This is a genomic window from Escherichia sp. Lx600-2 (assembly GCF_036662595.1).
GTDB classification, from domain to species: Bacteria; Pseudomonadota; Gammaproteobacteria; order Enterobacterales; family Enterobacteriaceae; genus Escherichia; species Escherichia coli.
Genome location: NZ_JAYQWM010000007.1, coordinates 47,296 through 66,322, shown reverse-complemented (window position 1 = coordinate 66,322; position 19,027 = coordinate 47,296). Strand labels below are relative to the sequence as shown.

At 50.5% G+C, this 19,027-nt stretch carries 20 protein-coding genes; 9 read left to right on the top strand and 11 right to left on the bottom strand.

The genetic code is table 11. From position 1 onward, the window contains the following. Window positions 1-41 precede the first annotated feature (41 nt). The 3 genes from rsmF (at window position 42) to OQV04_RS04315 (ending at window position 2,130) form a co-directional block, all read left to right on the top strand. Window positions 42-1,481, top strand: coding sequence for a 16S rRNA (cytosine(1407)-C(5))-methyltransferase RsmF (rsmF, locus tag OQV04_RS04325; protein ID WP_032281045.1), 1,440 nt, complete (start codon window positions 42-44; stop codon window positions 1,479-1,481). A 116-nt stretch (window positions 1,482-1,597) separates the two neighbouring features. Then, window positions 1,598-1,834: a YebV family protein gene (locus OQV04_RS04320; protein ID WP_001295499.1), complete on the top strand. Its 237-nt coding sequence runs from the start codon at window positions 1,598-1,600 to the stop codon at window positions 1,832-1,834. Window positions 1,835-1,938: 104 nt separating this feature from the next. After that, a complete protein-coding gene (locus OQV04_RS04315; protein ID WP_001296140.1) occupies window positions 1,939-2,130 on the top strand; it encodes a YebW family protein in 192 nt (63 codons plus the stop codon). Here the strand turns inward: OQV04_RS04315 and pphA are convergent, their stop codons facing one another. From pphA to yobA, 4 genes are all read right to left on the bottom strand, one after another. After that, a complete protein-coding gene (gene pphA, locus OQV04_RS04310) occupies window positions 2,131-2,787 on the bottom strand; it encodes a protein-serine/threonine phosphatase (RefSeq protein ID WP_032281033.1) in 657 nt (218 codons plus the stop codon). A gap of 395 nt (window positions 2,788-3,182) precedes the next feature. Beyond that, on the bottom strand, window positions 3,183-3,524 hold the full coding sequence (locus tag OQV04_RS04305; RefSeq protein ID WP_000976472.1) for a YebY family protein: 342 nt from the start codon (window positions 3,522-3,524) through the stop codon (window positions 3,183-3,185). An 11-nt stretch (window positions 3,525-3,535) separates the two neighbouring features. Continuing rightward, on the bottom strand, window positions 3,536-4,408 hold the full coding sequence (gene copD / locus OQV04_RS04300) for a copper homeostasis membrane protein CopD (protein WP_000879287.1): 873 nt from the start codon (window positions 4,406-4,408) through the stop codon (window positions 3,536-3,538). 3 nt (window positions 4,409-4,411) lie between these two features. Beyond that, window positions 4,412-4,786 (bottom strand): CopC domain-containing protein YobA, encoded by a 375-nt coding sequence (yobA, locus tag OQV04_RS04295; protein ID WP_000168747.1) that lies wholly within the window; start codon window positions 4,784-4,786, stop codon window positions 4,412-4,414. A gap of 138 nt (window positions 4,787-4,924) precedes the next feature. Between yobA and holE the strand changes: the two genes are divergently transcribed. From holE to exoX, 3 genes are all read left to right on the top strand, one after another. After that, window positions 4,925-5,155 (top strand): DNA polymerase III subunit theta, encoded by a 231-nt coding sequence (gene holE, locus OQV04_RS04290; protein WP_000916763.1) that lies wholly within the window; start codon window positions 4,925-4,927, stop codon window positions 5,153-5,155. A gap of 101 nt (window positions 5,156-5,256) precedes the next feature. Beyond that, window positions 5,257-5,913, top strand: coding sequence for a carbon-nitrogen hydrolase family protein YobB (gene yobB, locus OQV04_RS04285; RefSeq protein ID WP_000011660.1), 657 nt, complete (start codon window positions 5,257-5,259; stop codon window positions 5,911-5,913). Window positions 5,914-5,936: 23 nt separating this feature from the next. Next, a complete protein-coding gene (gene exoX, locus OQV04_RS04280) occupies window positions 5,937-6,599 on the top strand; it encodes an exodeoxyribonuclease X (protein ID WP_000944256.1) in 663 nt (220 codons plus the stop codon). Here the strand turns inward: exoX and ptrB are convergent. From ptrB to yebG, 4 genes are all read right to left on the bottom strand, one after another. After that, a complete protein-coding gene (ptrB, locus tag OQV04_RS04275) occupies window positions 6,596-8,656 on the bottom strand; it encodes an oligopeptidase B (RefSeq protein ID WP_032281034.1) in 2,061 nt (686 codons plus the stop codon). The two genes, exoX and ptrB, sit on opposite strands and share 4 nt — an antisense overlap. 208 nt (window positions 8,657-8,864) lie before the next feature. Next, window positions 8,865-9,524, bottom strand: coding sequence for a tellurite resistance TerB family protein (locus OQV04_RS04270; RefSeq protein WP_000024745.1), 660 nt, complete (start codon window positions 9,522-9,524; stop codon window positions 8,865-8,867). Window positions 9,525-9,848: 324 nt separating this feature from the next. Next, a complete protein-coding gene (gene yebF, locus OQV04_RS04265; protein WP_001295500.1) occupies window positions 9,849-10,205 on the bottom strand; it encodes a protein YebF in 357 nt (118 codons plus the stop codon). Window positions 10,206-10,271: 66 nt separating this feature from the next. Next, window positions 10,272-10,562, bottom strand: a complete 291-nt coding sequence (yebG, locus tag OQV04_RS04260) for a DNA damage-inducible protein YebG (protein WP_000257738.1) — start codon at window positions 10,560-10,562, stop codon at window positions 10,272-10,274. 133 nt (window positions 10,563-10,695) lie between these two features. Between yebG and purT the strand changes: the two genes are divergently transcribed. Next, entirely contained in the window at window positions 10,696-11,874 is a 1,179-nt protein-coding gene (gene purT, locus OQV04_RS04255; protein WP_000173473.1) for a formate-dependent phosphoribosylglycinamide formyltransferase, read from the top strand. 55 nt (window positions 11,875-11,929) lie between these two features. Here the strand turns inward: purT and kdgA are convergent, their stop codons facing one another. From kdgA to zwf, 3 genes are all read right to left on the bottom strand, one after another. After that, a complete protein-coding gene (gene kdgA, locus OQV04_RS04250; protein ID WP_000800512.1) occupies window positions 11,930-12,571 on the bottom strand; it encodes a bifunctional 4-hydroxy-2-oxoglutarate aldolase/2-dehydro-3-deoxy-phosphogluconate aldolase in 642 nt (213 codons plus the stop codon). Between the two features lie 36 nt (window positions 12,572-12,607). Beyond that, window positions 12,608-14,419 carry a phosphogluconate dehydratase gene (gene edd / locus OQV04_RS04245; RefSeq protein ID WP_001069467.1) on the bottom strand — a complete coding sequence of 604 codons (1,812 nt, stop codon included), beginning with the start codon at window positions 14,417-14,419 and terminating at the stop codon, window positions 12,608-12,610. A gap of 234 nt (window positions 14,420-14,653) precedes the next feature. Continuing rightward, a complete protein-coding gene (gene zwf / locus OQV04_RS04240; RefSeq protein WP_000301720.1) occupies window positions 14,654-16,129 on the bottom strand; it encodes a glucose-6-phosphate dehydrogenase in 1,476 nt (491 codons plus the stop codon). A 337-nt stretch (window positions 16,130-16,466) separates the two neighbouring features. On the opposite strand from zwf, the gene hexR reads away from it, so the two are divergent. Together hexR and pyk are read left to right on the top strand one after the other, a co-directional pair. Continuing rightward, on the top strand, window positions 16,467-17,336 hold the full coding sequence (gene hexR, locus OQV04_RS04235; RefSeq protein ID WP_001056694.1) for a DNA-binding transcriptional regulator HexR: 870 nt from the start codon (window positions 16,467-16,469) through the stop codon (window positions 17,334-17,336). Between the two features lie 127 nt (window positions 17,337-17,463). Continuing rightward, window positions 17,464-18,906 (top strand): pyruvate kinase, encoded by a 1,443-nt coding sequence (pyk, locus tag OQV04_RS04230; protein WP_000091148.1) that lies wholly within the window; start codon window positions 17,464-17,466, stop codon window positions 18,904-18,906. Window positions 18,907-19,027: the final 121 nt, after the last annotated feature.

Genomic DNA, 19,027 nt, shown 5'->3' with positions numbered 1-19,027 from the left:
GCTAAACTGCGCGCCTGTTTTTTTGCCAGTGGTATATGCTCGTGGCCCAACACACCGTTTATTTCCCTGACGCCTTTCTGACGCAAATGCGCGAAGCGATGCCTTCGACGCTCTCTTTTGATGATTTTCTTGCTGCCTGTCAGCGCCCGTTGCGCCGCAGCATTCGCGTTAATACGCTGAAAATCTCCGTTGCTGATTTCCTGCAATTAACCGCTCCTTATGGCTGGACGCTTACGCCAATTCCGTGGTGTGAAGAAGGTTTCTGGATTGAACGCGACAATGAAGATGCATTGCCATTGGGTAGTACCGCCGAGCATTTAAGTGGCCTGTTTTATATTCAGGAAGCCAGTTCAATGTTGCCCGTCGCCGCCTTGTTTGCTGACGGTAATGCACCACAGCGGGTGATGGATGTCGCTGCTGCGCCAGGCTCCAAAACGACGCAAATTGCCGCGCGGATGAATAACGAAGGGGCAATCCTTGCCAATGAGTTTTCCGCCAGTCGGGTAAAAGTGTTACATGCCAATATCAGCCGCTGTGGCATCAGTAATGTTGCGCTCACACATTTTGATGGCCGCGTGTTTGGTGCGGCAGTGCCAGAAATGTTCGATGCCATTTTGCTGGACGCTCCCTGCTCTGGCGAAGGCGTGGTGCGTAAAGATCCCGATGCGCTAAAAAACTGGTCACCAGAAAGCAATCAGGAAATCGCAGCTACCCAACGGGAGCTTATCGACAGCGCCTTTCATGCATTACGTCCTGGTGGTACGCTGGTTTACTCGACCTGTACCTTAAACCGGGAAGAAAACGAATCCGTTTGCCTGTGGCTTAAAGAGACTTACCCTGACGCAGTAGAGTTTTTACCACTTGGCGATCTCTTCCCTGGTGCAAACAAAGCGCTGACCGAAGAAGGCTTTTTGCATGTTTTCCCACAAATTTACGACTGCGAAGGCTTCTTCGTTGCTCGTCTGCGTAAAACTCAGGCCATTCCCGCCTTACCCACCCCAAAATACAAAGTGGGCAATTTCCCGTTCAGCCCGGTGAAAGATCGCGAAGCCGCACAAATTCGTCAGGCGGCTGCAGGTGTTGGCTTAAACTGGGATGAAAACCTGCGCCTCTGGCAGCGTGACAAAGAACTGTGGTTGTTCCCGGTGGGCATTGAAGCCCTGATCTGTAAAGTCCGATTTTCTCGCCTGGGGATTAAACTTGCCGAAACGCACAACAAAGGTTATCGCTGGCAGCATGAAGCAGTTATTGCCCTTGCCACCCCCGACAATGTGAACGCTTTTGAACTGACACCGCAGGAAGCGGAGGAGTGGTATCGCGGGCGCGATGTTTACCCGCAAGCCGCGCCAGTGGCGGATGACGTGTTGGTTACTTTCCAGCATCAGCCGATTGGTTTAGCCAAACGGATTGGTTCGCGACTGAAAAACAGCTACCCGCGTGAACTGGTGCGCGATGGGAAACTTTTTACCGGTAACGCCTGACAGCGCACAAAAAAACGCACTTTTTGACTGGCACATTCGGCTGCCTCAACTAGGCTGAAAAATGGTGCGATCGGACTGGTCGTACCACAACCGGCAGCTAAATGGAGAGCACGAAGATGAAAACCAGTGTGCGCATAGGCGCTTTTGAAATCGACGACGGCGAATTACACGGCGAATCGCCGGGTGATCGAACGTTAACCATTCCTTGTAAATCTGACCCCGATTTATGTATGCAACTGGATGCCTGGGATGCTGAAACCAGTATCCCTGCCCTGCTAAATGGCGAACACTCTGTCCTTTACCGTACCCGTTACGATCAACAATCTGATGCCTGGATTATGCGTCTTGCCTGATCCAAAAAGAACCCGTCGGCATGGCGGGTTATTTGTCCTGGTTATTCCCCCGTTGTAAAATCTCTCCTAAACTTAACGGTACGGCACCACACTTCGGGGATGAAATGTTCGCGCTGGTACTTTTTGTTTGCTACCTGGATGGCGGTTGTGAAGATATTGTTGTGGATGTCTACAACACGGAACAGCAGTGTCTTTATTCTATGAGCGATCAACGGATCCGCCATGGCGGTTGTTTTCCGATTGAGGATTTTATAGATGGTTTCTGGCGACCAGCACAGGAGTATGGTGATTTTTAATTATTGCAATTGCACGAAAGTCAGTTCGCCCCCAAAGACAGCGCCGGTATCAATATAATGCAGGTTGCCAATATCCACGCGATGGCGCAACGGTGTATGACCAAACCAGAAATGATCAGCACCTGTAATTCCCTGCACTTTTTGGCGTTCACTTAATCGCGAGCGGCTCCACAAGACCTGATGCAAATCGACGTCCTTTTGCCATTCATAAACATCATCTGGATAATCGGCATGAGCAATAACATGCTTGCCGGTGCGACTATGTACTTCAAGAATAAAGGGCAAATGCTGACATTTCCCCAGCGCCGTTTTCGCTTGTTTCTGTTGATTATCTGCCAGCGCAATAAACCAGTCGCCGCCATTCATCAACCACAAAGACATCTGCTGGGATGCCAGCGCATCCATCGCCATCTGTTCATGATTGCCTCTTACCGCACGAACCCAATGTTGTTCCAGTAACTGCAGACAACGTAAACTTTGCGGCCCACGATCGATAACGTCTCCCACTGAGATAAGTAAATCTCGCCACGGATCAAAACGACAATGCCATAATTTGCGGCGCAACTGCTCAAGACAACCGTGTATATCGCCAGAAAGCCAGATATGTCGCCATTGATGACCCGCAATTCTCTGATAAACGGGCGCAGGCTGTTTCATCAATATTTTCCTCCCGCGCTAAAGATCACATAATCTTAACAAGAATGTTAAAAAACGCTGGACTCAGACAGTAGAGTGTGTGTTATGGTTGACTATAAAGTCAGCGAAGGGAATGCTTCTGGCTTTTAACAGATAAAAAGAGACCGAACACGATTCCTGTATTCGGTCCAGGGAAATGGCTCTTGGGAGAGAGCCGTGCGCTAAAAGTTGGCATTAATGCAGGCTTAGTTGCCTTGCCCTTTAAGAATAGATGACGACGCCAGGTTTTCCAGTTTGCGTGCAAAATGGTCAATAAAAAGCGCGGTGGTCATCAGCTTAAATGTTAAAAACCGCCCGTTCTGGTGAAAGAACTGAGGCGGTTTTTTTATTGGAAATCAAAAGGCTATTTTAGGTAATTAACAGAGTTTTTCAGCTCGTTCTATAAACGGTGCCAGACTCATTTTTTCGCCGGGATTGTTAGGATCATCAATCTGAATCACCGAAATGGGTTGGGCTTTAGTCTTCCCACTGGCAACTTCCTTTTGTGCGATATCGTTTAAAGGATACTGCACGAGGGTACTTGGGTTGATGACATACAAAGCATTACCCGGTCGGCAAGTCAGCATCACCTCTTCGCGATTAAACGCCCATTTGTCTTTACCCACTTCAAAACGGCTGACGGTAATCACCTGCGGTGCAGCCAGCGCCGCTGCAGAACTGGTGAGTAACAGAAACGCCAGAATACTTTTTTTCATCATTTCGTAATCCATCAAAAAGGTTCGAGAGTCGCAAGCAGGCTGATGATCACCAGCACTACCGCACCTATCGCCCATTCGAGTTTAGTCATCCACACAAACCAGGGTGCCGCACGATCTTCATCCTGCCTCATGCGCGGTACAAGAACATAACGATTAGCCAGCGCAATGACCACCATAATCATCACCAGGATGGCTTTGAGCAATAAGAGTTGGCCCCAGTAAGTCGTAAGCGTGGGGGGAAATCCGGTAATCAACAATGCATTAAGCACGCCGCTTGCCAGTACGCCGATCACCGCAAAATGCCCGCACCAGGAAAAACGCATCAGCGCCTGAATAGCCTGGTGTCGCCAACGGCCTTTGATGAGTTGCATACACCAGAGCACCGGCAGTAATCCCCCAAACCACGCCGCCGCACAAATCAGGTGAATCGCGTGATTAGTCTGATGGATTTTCGCCGTTACCCCTTCATTCAGCGTCGCATGCCCCACTCCCGCCAGCAGAATAAATTGCGCGGTAGTGAGCATAAACAGCAAACGTGGCATATTCCGCGGTTGCATAAGGGCGACGATCAACGTTACGAGGGCGAGAACAATTTGCCATAACCAGACGCCACCAAACTGCGTTTGCAAAACAGCCTGCCAAATGTTTGGCGAAAATACATCTTTCCATCCCGTTCCCATCAACCCGCCCTGAACGGCGAGCATTGCAGTGGCACTGATCAAACTCCAGACGGCAGCGTGCTGTTGTAAACGCAGAAAACGCTTCGCCAGCAAGCGACGAATCGTTAAGGGGGCCAGCCAGGCACCGTACATTGCGAAGCCAAAAACCAGCATCAGCGAGGTGAAATGGATAAATCGCAGCGCGATCCAGGTAAACGCCAGCATGATTTATTTCACGCTAAAGGTATAGTGTCCTTTCGTTTTATGCCCGTCCACCGAAACAACATGCCAGTCAACGGTGTAGGTTCCGGGTTTCAGCGAATCGGCCAGTGGAACAATCAGTTGCTTTTGGTCCTGCTCATTTCGCTTCGCCGGTAATGTTTTAATATTTTCGTTTTTTGGCCCCGTGATTTTTGCACCACTGAATCCTGTTTCAACACCTTCCGAGAAGTTTAAAGTGATTGCCTGCGGTGCAGCTGTCACTTGCGCGTTTGCCGCAGGATACTGATGCGTTAAATGCGCATGTGCCCAGACGGAAGGTGTCACCAACGAAGTGGTCAGGATTGCCAGCGCGTAGCGAAGGGAGCGTGCAGTTGAAGCCATATTATCTATTCCTTTTTGTAATAACTTTTTTACAGAGCATAACCTTGTCTAATGTCTGAGTCGAGGATCATCAATTCCGGCTTGCCATCCAGGCTCACTCTTAGTAACTTTTGCCCGCGAATGATGAGGAGATTAAGAATGCTGAAGAATCTGGCAAAACTGGATCAAACAGAAATGGATAAAGTGAATGTCGATTTGGCGGCGGCCGGGGTGGCATTTAAAGAACGCTACAATATGCCGGTGATCGCTGAAGCGGTTGAACGTGAACAGCCTGAACATTTGCGCAGCTGGTTTCGCGAGCGGCTTATTGCCCACCGTTTGGCTTCGGTCAATCTGTCACGTTTACCTTACGAGCCCAAACTTAAATAAAACTTATACAGAGTTACACTTTCTTACATAACGCCTGCTAAATTATGAGTATTTTCTAAACCGCACCCATAATTTGCAGTCATTTTGAAAAGGAAGTCATTATGTCGTTCTGGAAAGTTGCAGCAGCGCAATATGAGCCTCGTAAAACCTCACTCACCGAACAGGTAGCTCATCATCTGGAGTTTGTGAGGGCCGCCGCCAGGCAACAATGTCAGCTGTTAGTTTTTCCATCGCTTTCTTTACTGGGGTGTGATTATTCACGACGTGCCCTTCCTGCCCCACCCGATCTCTCACTGTTAGACCCGCTTTGTTATGCCGCAACGACCTGGCGAATGACCATCATAGCCGGCCTTCCCGTTGAATATAACGATCGCTTTATTCGTGGAATTGCGGTGTTCGCACCGTGGCGAAAAACGCCGGGGATCTACCATCAGAGTCATGGTGCATGTCTGGGCCGTCGTTCCAGAACCATCACGGTGGTCGATGAACAACCGCAAGGTATGGATATGGACCCGACCTGTTCACTGTTTACGACAGGGCAATGTCTGGGGGAACCCGACCTACTGGCATCTACCCGCCGCTTACAATTTTTTTCACATCAGTACTCCATTGCCGTGCTGATGGCAAATGCCCGTGGTAACAGTGCACTATGGGATGAACATGGTCGTCTCATCGTTCGCGCCGATCGTGGTTCATTATTGTTAGTCGGTCAGCGTTCATCACAGGGTTGGCAAGGCGATATCATTCCATTACGCTAGGCTTTTTCGGCCTGGAGCATGCCATGTTGCGCATTATCGATACAGAAACCTGCGGTTTGCAGGGAGGGATCGTTGAGATTGCCTCTGTTGATGTCATTGACGGGAAAATCGTCAACCCCATGAGCCACCTGGTGCGCCCCGATCGTCCTATTAGTCCACAAGCGATGGCGATTCATCGCATCACCGAAGCCATGGTAGCCGATAAACCGTGGATTGAAGATGTGATCCCACACTATTACGGTAGTGAATGGTATGTCGCGCATAACGCCAGCTTTGACCGCCGCGTACTGCCTGAGATGCCCGGTGAGTGGATTTGCACTATGAAACTGGCCCGTCGTTTGTGGCCAGGGATCAAGTACAGCAATATGGCGTTATATAAAACACGGAAGCTCAATGTACAGACGCCGCCGGGCCTGCATCATCACCGCGCGTTGTATGACTGTTATATCACCGCCGCGTTGCTTATCGATATTATGAACACCTCCGGCTGGACGGCAGAACAGATGGCCGATATCACCGGACGTCCGTCGTTGATGACGACCTTCACCTTTGGCAAATACCGTGGCAAAGCGGTTTCCGACGTTGCCGAACGCGATCCGGGCTATCTGCGCTGGTTGTTTAATAACCTGGACAGCATGAGCCCGGAGCTGCGTTTAACACTGAAACATTATCTGGAAAATACCTAATCCGCAGGCGTAGCGGGTAATGTTCCCTGCGCCAGCGCGACCAGAAAAGCATATTCCATCGCTACGCCTTCGTACGATTTAAAGCGGCCAGATTTACCGCCATGGCCTGAGTCCATGTCGGTACAGAGCAATAAAAGATGGTTATCGGTTTTCAGCTCGCGCAATTTAGCGACCCATTTTGCCGGTTCCCAATATTGCACCTGAGAATCGTGTAAACCGGTCGTTACCAGTAAATGCGGATAAGCCTGTGCGGTGACGTTGTCATACGGGCTGTAGCTTTTCATATACTCGTAATATTGCGGATCCTGCGGATTCCCCCACTCTTCAAACTCACCAGTGGTAAGAGGAATTGATTCATCAAGCATCGTTGTTACAACATCAACAAACGGTACCTGGGCGATAACGCCGTGGAATAATTCCGGGCGTTGATTAATTGCAACGCCCATCAACATGCCCCCCGCACTCCCGCCCATCGCATAACAAAGCGAAGGAGAGCCATAGCCCAGTTTTAACAATGCATCGCAGGCATCAAGATAATCATTAAACGTATTTTTCTTCTTCAGAAATTTACCGTCTTCGTACCATTGTTGCCCCAGCTCACCGCCGCCGCGAACATGGACAATGGCGTAGACAAAGCCACGATCTAACAAACTCAAGCGGCTAAAACTGAAATCGGCATCAATACTTGCGCCGTAAGAACCGTAGCCATACACCAGCAGCGGGTTGTGTCCTTTGCGAAAATGATTGCGATGGTAGACCAACGAAACCGGAACTTCGACACCATCACGGGCGACTATCCACAGGTGTTCACTGCGGTAATTCGCCGCATCAAAACCAGGAACTTCTGTTTGTTTTAATACACGACGCTCACCGGTATCCATATCCAGTTCAAACAAAGTGTCTGGTGTGGTCATGGAAGAATAACCATAACGCAATCGCGCGGTTTCAGGTTCTGGATTGTAGGCAATCCAGGTCACATAGGCTGGATCATCAAAGGCAATACCAATGACTTCCCGGGTCTTGCGGTTAATTTGGCGCAAACTGGTTAACCCGCGCTGACGCTCTTCAACCACCAGCCAGTCGGTAAACAGCGTAAACCCTTCCAGCATGATGTTTTCGCGTGGCGGAATTAACTCTTCCCACTGTTGCTCATCACGCATACGGGTACGGTATAAGCCAAAGTTTTTGCCGTGGCGGTTGGAACGCAGATAAAAACGATGCTGGTAGTGATCAAGGCTGTATTCGTGATCTTTGCGGCGCGGCAGAAAAACAAACGGCTCGGCATCGGCCATTTCCGCGTCCAGCAGGCGAACTTCACTGGTGGTGGCGCTGGCCAGATGAATGACTACATAGTGCTTCGAGGTCGTTTTATGCAGGCTGACGTAATAGGTATCGTCTTTTTCTTCGTAAATCAGTTTATCTTGCGATGCTGGCGTACCGATGGCGTGACGCCAGACCTGATAAGGCAGCAGCGTCACCGGATGCTTGCGTACATAGTAGAAAGTCCAGGAGTCATTTGCCCAGACAAAGCTGGGTTCAACGTTATCCAGCAGTTCCGGGTACCAGTTACCTGTTTCCAGATTACGAAAACGAATGCCGTACTGGCGTCGGGAAAGAAAATCTTCTGCCAGCGCCATAATGGTGTTATCGGGCGTAATCGCCATTCCGCCCATCGAATAAAACTCACTATGAGCCGCGCGCTTGTTGGCATCGAGCAATATTTCCCACTCGTCCCACTCTTCACTGAACGCCGATTGACGCTGGTAGATAGCATATTCACAGCCTGGTTCATAAATATGCCGATAGCGGTAGCCATTTTTGATGTAGGGCGCAGAAACTTCTCTTTGCGGAATGCGGTCGATGATTTCCTTTAAGATGCGATCCTGCAAGGCTTGTTGTGAGGCCATCACCCGATGACCGTAACTATTTTCTTGTTGCAGGTAGTCCAGGACTTCTGGCTGAGAACGCGTATCGTCCCGCAGCCAGTAGTAATTATCGATGCGTGTATCGCCATGAAGCGTCATGGCGTGGGGAATGCGGGCGGCTTTTGGTAGCATGTTATTGTTCTTTCTGGTTGAAACATCTTATAAGGGTGGCAAAACTCACCGGGGATGCAAGCGAAACAGGTCAGTCATTGCTTAGATGATGACAGGTAATGGCGCGAATATCGAATGTTATGCAGACAGAGAAAATCAGCCTGTTCAAATGGCTGTGCGGTTCTGGATAGCCCGAAATAGTCAACTTCAGGCTATCCAGAGAGCGGAATTATTCCGCCAAAGTGCGTTTTTGCTGTTCGAGATCGCGTTCAATGCCGTCACGAACATCCTGGGGGATTTTCAGCGCGTCACCCAGTGCATTCAGGTAACTGCGTTCCATAAAATGGTCAATATCAATAGCCGCGCAGCTCAGGAAATAGATTTCCAGCGCCTCTTCTTCATTGCGGACCCCGGTAGCCAGGCGTTGTGGATCCAGCGGTTGTTCGATTGCCTGCTCAATGAGTACCCGCCCCTGCTCTTCCACGCCGGCTTCACGCAATTGCTGGTCGATTGCCGCACGTTCTTTGGCATCAATATGACCATCACTTTTAGCGGCAAAGACCAGCGCAAGGATCAAACGTTCCGTACGCTCATCGAGCGGCGTACTTTGCGCGCCAAACTGCGGTTCGTCCTGATGCGCCGCGCGAATTTTATCTTTGTATTTATTCCACAGCACCGTACCCGCTACCGCTCCGCCGCCAACCAGCAACGCGTTGGTGCCATATTTCGTAAGAAGTTTACGTGCTGATTTATTTGCGACCAGCAGTCCAGCCAGTCCACCTAATGCGCCCGGCACTAAAAGTTTGCCCAATCCCTGATCCGCAGACGAGGAGGTAGAAGAACTGCTTTGCCCAAGCAGGGATTGCAGTTGATTTAACCAGTTAGCCATATTTGCTCCTCAATAACCATTTTAGTGCCTGTAGCATAGTGGATGAGGATGTCAGAAAATGTATATCGAGACAAAAGATGCGCAAATAAGCGGGGCGGTTGGCCGTTATTCAAAGAAATTCGCGCCAGGTAAGGTGTTTACTGTATATCAGGTGATAAGGGTATTTTAGGTGAAAGTAGTTTGACGTTTTGAGTGGCACTGTATGATGCTGATTGCCCGATGCTACGCTGTTGCGTCTTCTCAGGCCTACGATTGTGGTGTGTTGTGGGCGGACAAGGCACTCGCGCCGCATCCGCCAACGGTCAATCGAATTATCAGAAGCCATTAACGCCGCTGATATTCCGCCATTCCCGCTTTGCAGTCCACGCTGACCTGGTAATGAATATCGGCACTTTTACCACGTACGGTTAGCGGTACTGACCATTTATCATCTTTACCCTGAATGTCCTGCAAACTGACCCATGCCACGGGATCGGCCTGACCGACAATTTTTTGATCATCTGCCCAACGCGCCACGCGATTTTGTTGATAATCACGTTTTACGCTCGCGGCAATTCCGGCAGCATCCAGACCTTCACACTTTGGGAAAGTGACCGACTTGCTGGTTTCATTATTGGCAGCGAAAACTGATGCGCAGGCAGAAACCAACAACAGCCCTAAAAACGCCCCTCTTTTTTTCATGTTTTTCTCCATAGCACAATGATTCAGGAGAAAGCATGGTACAAATTGTCAGGAGCGCAAGTTGCTTCAGGCCGCGTGTGAGGCATCTTCCTCTTCGGATTCAGCACCGACGACCTGTGGGGACGGTAATTTGCCGGTTTTCAGAATGGTGCTCAGCACATCTTTTTGTTCTGCCAGCCATAGCGAAAGGGCTTCACGTTGCTCGTCTTCCATTTGCACTGGAGAATTTGTCAGCCAGGTGTCAAGCAGATCCGCCGTATCAAGCATTTTGTCATAAGCATCGGCTTCCTTTTTGCTGGTAAACGACATTTTCTCTTCGCCCTCACGAATGACTACGTATTTAACTTCAACCGCCATTTGCAGCCTCTCATAATAACTGTGATTTTATACAGTATATTTCTTTTCGGTTGAGAAATCAACACCAGCAATAAAGACACACGCAAACGTTTTCGTTTATACTGCGCGCGGAATTAATCAGGGGATATTCGTTATGACGTTATTAGGCACTGCGCTGCGTCCGGCAGCAACTCGCGTGATGTTATTAGGCTCCGGTGAACTGGGTAAAGAAGTGGCAATCGAGTGTCAGCGTCTCGGCGTAGAGGTGATTGCCGTCGATCGCTATGCCGACGCACCAGCCATGCATGTCGCGCATCGCTCCCATGTCATTAATATGCTTGATGGTGATGCATTACGCCGTGTGGTTGAACTGGAAAAACCACATTATATCGTGCCGGAGATCGAAGCTATTGCCACCGATATGCTGATCCAACTTGAAGAGGAAGGACTGAATGTTGTCCCTTGCGCTCGCGCAACGAAATTAACGATGAATCGCGAGGGTATCCGTCGCCTGGCGGCAGAAGAGCTGCAGCTGCCCACTTCCACTTATCGTTTTGCCGATAGCGAAAGCCTTTTCCGCGAGGCGGTTGCCGCCATTGGCTATCCCTGCATTGTAAAACCGGTGATGAGCTCTTCCGGTAAGGGGCAGACGTTTATTCGCTCTGCAGAGCAACTTGCTCAGGCATGGGAATACGCTCAGCAAGGCGGTCGCGCCGGAGCGGGCCGCGTAATTGTTGAAGGCGTCGTTAAGTTTGACTTCGAAATTACCCTGCTAACCGTCAGCGCGGTGGATGGCGTCCATTTCTGTGCACCAGTAGGTCATCGCCAGGAAGATGGCGACTACCGTGAATCCTGGCAACCACAGCAAATGAGCCCGCTTGCCCTTGAACGTGCGCAGGAGATTGCCCGTAAAGTGGTGCTGGCACTGGGCGGTTATGGTCTGTTTGGTGTCGAGCTGTTTGTCTGTGGTGATGAGGTGATTTTCAGTGAGGTCTCCCCTCGTCCACATGATACCGGGATGGTGACGTTAATTTCTCAAGATCTCTCAGAGTTTGCCCTGCATGTACGTGCCTTCCTCGGACTTCCGGTTGGCGGGATCCGTCAGTATGGTCCTGCAGCTTCTGCCGTTATTCTGCCACAACTGACCAGTCAGAATGTCACGTTTGATAATGTGCAGAATGCCGTAGGCGCAGATTTGCAGATTCGTTTATTTGGTAAGCCGGAAATTGATGGCAGCCGTCGTCTGGGGGTGGCACTGGCTACTGCAGAGAGAGTTGTTGACGCCATTGAACGCGCGAAGCACGCCGCCGGACAGGTAAAAGTACAGGGTTAAACCCGGCAAAAAAACGCTACAAAAATGCCCGATCCTCGATCGGGCATTTTGACTTTTACAGCTTAGCGCCTTCTACAGCTTCACGCGCCAGCTTAGTAATGCGGTCGTAATCGCCCGCTTCCAGCGCATCTGCCGGAACCAGCCAGGAACCACCGATGCACAGCACGCTTTTCAGCGCCAGGTAGTCACGGTAGTTAGCGGGAGAAATACCACCCGTCGGGCAGAAACGGACCTGGGAGAACGGACCCGCGATCGCCTGCAGGGCTTTCACGCCGCCGTTAGCTTCAGCCGGGAAGAATTTGAACTCTTTCAAACCGTAGTCCATACCCAGCATCAGTTCGGAAACAGTGCTGATCCCCGGAATCAGAGGAATAGTCCCTTCGGTAGCAGCTTTCAGCAGCGGCTCGGTCAGACCCGGGCTAATTGCGAACTGTGCACCCGCTTCAGTGACTTCTGCCAGCTGCTGTGGATTCAGCACCGTACCGGCACCCACAATCGCTTCAGGCACTTCTTTGGCGATAGCACGGATAGCGTCAACTGCACACTCGGTACGCAGAGTCACTTCCAGAACGCGCACCCCACCAGCAACCAACGCTTTTGCCATCGGCACCGCGTGTTCCAGTTTTTTTACCACGATAACCGGTACAACCGGGCCGGTGGTCAGGATTGATTCTGCACTTGTTTTCCAGTTTTTCATCAGAGTTTTCTCTCGCCTGATTACAAATTTGTCGTCTTAAAAAGTGATACAGGTTGCGCCCTGTTCGGCACCGGACAGTTTTTCACGCAAGGCGCTGAATAATTCACGTCCTGTTCCCACGCGTGACGCGCTCAGGTCAGGAATGTGCGGTTCGCGAGCAGCCAGTTCCGCTTCGTCTACCAGCAGCGTCAGTTCGCCTGTCTGTCCATTCACACGAATGATGTCCCCGTCGCGCACTTTTGCCAGCAGCCCGCCATCGTAGGCTTCTGGTGTTACGTGGATAGCTGACGGCACTTTACCTGAAGCGCCGGAGAGTCGTCCATCGGTAACTAACGCAATTTTGAAACACCGGTCCAATAATACACCAAGTGGCGGCATGAGTTTATGTAATTCTGGCATTCCGTTCGCTTTTGGCCCCTGATGACGGACAACAACGACACAATCGCGGTCCAGCAAACCCGCTTCAAAGGCCGGCATAACGTCATGCTGGCTTTCAAAAACAACCGCTGGCGCTTCAATCACCTGGTTCTCAACCGGCACGGCAGAGGTTTTCATAACCGCACGGCCCAGGTTACCGCTTAACACTTTTGTCCCACCATGATGAGAGAAAGGTTGTTCGAAGGAAGCGATCACATTGCTGTCGAGTGATTTTTCCGCCCCTTCCCGCCAGTCCAGTTCACCATTATTCAGCCATGGTTCAAGGGTATAACGAGACAGACCAAAGCCTGCCACCGTATTGACATCTTCATGCAGCAGGCCTGCTTTGAGCAGTTCACGCACCAGAACCGGTACGCCACCTGCCGCCTGGAAGTGGTTAATATCGGCCGGACCGTTCGGGTAGAGACGTGCCATCAGCGGTACAACATCAGAAAGGTCAGAGAAGTCATCCCAGTTAATCTGAATACCGGCCGCGCGCGCCATCGCCACCAGGTGCATGGTGTGGTTAGTGGAACCACCGGTCGCCAGCAGTGCAACGATACCGTTCACCACCACTTTCTCATCGATCATCTTACCGATCGGCATCCATTCATTACCATTACCGGTCATGCGTGTAACCTGACGCGCAGCGGCAGCGGTCAAAGCATCGCGCAGCGGAGAATCCGGATGAACAAAAGAAGAGCCTGGCAACTGCATCCCCATAAACTCCACCACCATCTGGTTGGTGTTGGCAGTACCGTAGAAAGTACATGTTCCCGGCGCATGGTAAGACGCGGCTTCTGACTCCAGTAAGGCCATGCGGTCCACTTTACCTTCGGCATAAAGCTGGCGAATACGCACTTTTTCTTTATTTGGCAAACCGCTTGCCATCGGTCCAGACGGCACAAACACCGCAGGCAAATGACCAAACGACAGGGCTGCCATCGTCAGACCCGGGACAATCTTGTCGCACACCCCGAGGAACAGAGCACCATCAAACATGTTATGGGACAGCCCGACCGCCGCAGACATCGCTATCACTTCGCGGCTTAGCAGCGACAATTCCATTCCATCCTGCCCCTGGGTGACACCATCACACATCGCCGGAACACCGCCCGCAACCTGACCAACCGCATTCGCTTCATGCAGGGCTTTACGAATGATTTCTGGATAGTGTTCATAAGGCTGGTGAGCGGAGAGCATGTCGTTATAGGAGGTGATGATGGCGATATTGTTACGCAACATGCTTTTCAAAGAGGCTTTGTCTTCTGGCTGGCAGGCAGCGAAACCGTGTGCCAGGTTACCGCATGCCAACTGCGAACGATGAACGGTCGACGTTTTCGCTTGTTCTATCCGGGCGAGATAAGCAGAGCGAGTCTCGCGCGAACGTTCAATGATTCGATTTGTTACGCGTAACAATTGTGGATTCATAAAGGCTCCTGAAATTGAGTTGTCAGAGCAGGATGATTCACAACGCGTTTCATTCAGAGGATTTATGAGTGAAACGCCTGTAACCGGAGCTCATAGGGCAAAAACGTTTCAGTCAGTGTAATAAAAAAAGCCTCGTGGGTGAATCCGCACGAGGCCTGAAAGTGTAAAAATTGTTCTACAATCTGTGCAAGATCATGTTACCGGTAAAATAACCATAAAGGATAAGCGCAGATATTACTCAAACTCATTCCAGGAACGACCATCACGGGTAATCATCGCCACCGAGGCAACGGGTCCCCAGGTTCCGGCCTGATACGGTTTCGGCGCATCATTGTCCATCGCCCACGCCTCAGTAATGGAGTCTACCCATTTCCAGGCTTCTTCCACTTCGTCGCGACGTACAAACAGTGCCTGAATACCACGCATGGTTTCCAGCAGCAAACGTTCATAGGCATCCGCCAGATGCGTCTGATTAAAGGTTTCTGAATAGCTCAGATCCAGCTTGGTGATTTGCAGGTTATGTTTGTGGTCAAGGCCAGGAACTTTATTCAGTACCTGGATATCCACGCCTTCATCAGGTTGCAGACGGATAGTCAGTTTATTCTGCGGCAGATCCTGCCACGACTCTTTAAACAGATTCAGTTCAGGTGTTTTGAAATAGACCACGACTTCAGAACATTTGGTCGGCAGTCGTTTACCAGTACGCAGGTAGAATGGCACACCGGCCCAGCGCCAGTTATCAATATCGACGCGGATCGCCACGAAGGTTTCTGTATTGCTGCTCTTGTTCGCGCCCTCTTCTTCCAGATATCCCGGCACTTTTTTGCCCTGGGCGAAGCCCGCAGTATATTGCCCGCGTACGGTTTTTTCGCGTACGTTGGAGCGGTCGATGCGGCGCAGAGACTTCAGTACTTTCACTTTTTCATCGCGAATGCTGTCTGCGCTCAGGTCAGACGGCGGAGACATCGCAATCATGCAAAGAATTTGCAGCAGGTGGTTCTGGATCATGTCGCGCATCTGACCGGCTTTATCAAAATAGCCCCAGCGCCCTTCGATCCCCACTTCTTCTGCCACGGTAATCTCAACATGATCAATGGTGCGATTGTCCCAGTTATTCACAAACAGGGAGTTAGCAAAACGCAGCGCCAACAGGTTCAGCACCGTTTCTTTACCAAGATAGTGGTCGATACGGTAAACCTGGCACTCCTCGAAGTATTCGCCAACCTGATCATTGATTTCCTGCGAGGTCGCCAGCGACGTCCCCAGCGGTTTCTCCATGACTACGCGTGCCGGTTTAGCATTCAGTTTTGCCTCGCCAAGCCCTTTGCAAATTGCGCCAAAAGTGCTGGGCGGCATGGCAAAGTAGTTAATGGTGATACGATTTTTTTGATCCAGCATCGCGCCGAGACGGTTGAATGCAGCAGTGTCATTGACATCGAGATTACAAAAATCCAGACGTGCACTCAGGGTGTCCCATAAACCTTCATCAATGGTTTCTTTCATGAAAGTTTCGAGCGCCTCGCGGACAACTTTGGTATATGCCGCTTTATCCCAGTCAGCACGCCCTACGCCGATAATCCGGGTGTCCGGGTTGAGCTGACCGGCTTTTTCCAGTTGATACAGGGAAGGCAGCAATTTACGACGCGCAAGGTCGCCTTTCGCGCCGAAAATGACCAGGTCACAGGCCTGGGCTGTTTGCGTTACCGCCATGTCATTCTCCTTAAGTTAACTAACCCGGTACTTAAGCCAGGGTATACTTGTAATTTTCTTACGGTGCACTGTACTGCTTTTACGAGCTTGCGAAAACTGTAAACGCTTATCCACCCGTGCGATTACGGCAAAAGCGCGCAAAGTGCGGCAAAACTGATAAAAAAATCATCGTTTTCCATTGGGTAAAAATCTGACACTGATCATGTTATGAAAAAAAATAACAACTTTTTTATCTGCTTTTGTCATTAACACAGCACACAGGCGTAATATCTGACAAAACTGCATTTCGATTTCTTTCAGTGCGGAAATCGTCATTACCCGTGAGTCTCTTTACATCATGAATATGCTGGAAAAAATCCAGTCTCAGCTGGAACATTTGAGCAAATCAGAGCGCAAAGTTGCCGAGGTCATTCTGGCTTCGCCCGATAACGCGATCCATTCGAGTATTGCTGCTCTGGCACTGGAAGCCAATGTTAGCGAACCGACGGTGAATCGTTTCTGTCGCAGCATGGACACGCGCGGTTTTCCTGATTTTAAACTTCATCTGGCACAGAGTCTGGCGAATGGCACTCCCTATGTTAATCGCAACGTCAATGAAGATGACAGCGTTGAATCATACACAGGGAAAATATTTGAGTCCGCAATGGCAACGCTCGATCATGTCCGTCATTCACTGGATAAATCTGCCATCAACCGCGCCGTCGACTTGCTCACTCAGGCAAAAAAAATCGCCTTTTTCGGATTAGGCTCTTCAGCCGCCGTTGCCCACGATGCGATGAATAAGTTCTTTCGTTTTAATGTTCCGGTGGTGTACTCCGATGATATCGTGCTGCAACGCATGAGTTGTATGAATTGTAGCGACGGAGACGTGGTGGTGCTGATTTCTCACACTGGAAGAACAAAAAATCTGGTCGAGCTGGCGCAGCTGGCACGCGAAAACGACGCCATGGTGATTGCCCTCACCTCTGCGGGTACCCCGCTCGCCCGGGAAGCAACGCTGGCAATTACCCTCGACGTACCGGAAGATACTGACATTTATATGCCCATGGTTTCTCGACTTGCACAGCTGACCGTGATAGATGTGCTGGCGACAGGATTTACTTTGCGACGCGGTGCAAAATTCAGAGATAACTTGAAGCGGGTCAAGGAAGCGCTGAAGGAATCGCGTTTTGATAAGCAGTTACTTAATTTAAGTGACGATCGCTAAAAGCGACTGTCACTGTTCTAATCTTATACGACATCCGAATGAGATTAATTTATCGCCATCGCGGCGTTATTTCATTCGGATTTCATGTTCAAGCAACACCTGGTTGTTTCAGTCAACGGAGTATTACATGTCCAGAAGGCTTCGCAGAACAAAAATCGTTACCACGTTAGGCCCAGCAACAGATCGCGATAATAATCTTGAAAAAGTTATCGCGGCGGGTGCCAACGTTGTACGTATGAACTTTTCTCACGGCTCGCCTGAAGATCACAAAATGCGCGCGGATAAAGTTCGTGAGATTGCCGCAAAACTGGGGCGTCATGTGGCTATTCTGGGTGACCTCCAGGGGCCCAAAATCCGTGTATCCACCTTTAAAGAAGGCAAAGTTTTCCTCAATATTGGGGATAAATTCCTGCTCGACGCCAACCTGGGTAAAGGTGAAGGCGACAAAGAAAAAGTCGGTATCGACTACAAAGGCCTGCCTGCTGACGTCGTGCCTGGTGACATCCTGCTGCTGGACGATGGTCGCGTCCAGTTAAAAGTACTGGAAGTTCAGGGCATGAAAGTGTTCACCGAAGTCACCGTCGGTGGTCCCCTCTCCAACAATAAAGGTATCAACAAACTTGGCGGCGGTTTGTCGGCTGAAGCGCTGACCGAAAAAGACAAAGCAGACATTAAGACTGCGGCGTTGATTGGCGTAGATTACCTGGCTGTCTCCTTCCCACGCTGTGGCGAAGATCTGAACTATGCCCGTCGCCTGGCACGCGATGCAGGATGTGATGCGAAAATTGTTGCCAAGGTTGAACGTGCGGAAGCCGTTTGCAGCCAGGATGCAATGGATGACATCATCCTCGCCTCTGACGTGGTAATGGTTGCACGTGGCGACCTCGGTGTGGAAATTGGCGACCCGGAACTGGTCGGCATTCAGAAAGCGTTGATCCGTCGTGCGCGTCAGCTAAACCGAGCGGTAATCACGGCGACCCAGATGATGGAGTCAATGATTACTAACCCGATGCCGACGCGTGCAGAAGTCATGGACGTAGCAAACGCCGTTCTGGATGGTACTGACGCTGTGATGCTGTCTGCAGAAACTGCTGCTGGGCAGTATCCTTCAGAAACTGTTGCAGCCATGGCGCGCGTTTGCCTGGGTGCGGAAAAAATCCCGAGCATCAACGTTTCTAAACACCGTCTGGACGTTCAGTTCGACAATGTGGAAGAAGCTATTGCCATGTCAGCAATGTACGCAGCTAACCACCTGAAAGGCGTTACGGCGATTATTACCATGACCGAATCGGGTCGTACCGCGCTGATGACCTCCCGTATCAGCTCTGGTCTACCAATTTTCGCCATGTCGCGCCATGAACGTACGCTGAACCTGACTGCTCTCTATCGTGGCGTTACGCCGGTGCACTTTGATAGCGCTAATGACGGCGTAGCAGCTGCCAGCGAAGCGGTTAATCTGCTGCGCGATAAAGGTTACTTGATGTCTGGTGACCTGGTGATTGTCACCCAGGGCGACGTGATGAGTACCGTGGGTTCTACTAATACCACGCGTATTTTAACGGTAGAGTAAGTACGTTGCCGGATGCGGCGAAAACGCCACATCCGGCTTACAGTTCAATGATAGTTCAACAGATTTCGAATATTCTGAAGCAAACTTGAACTTATCATCAGGCGAAGGCCTCTCCTCGCGA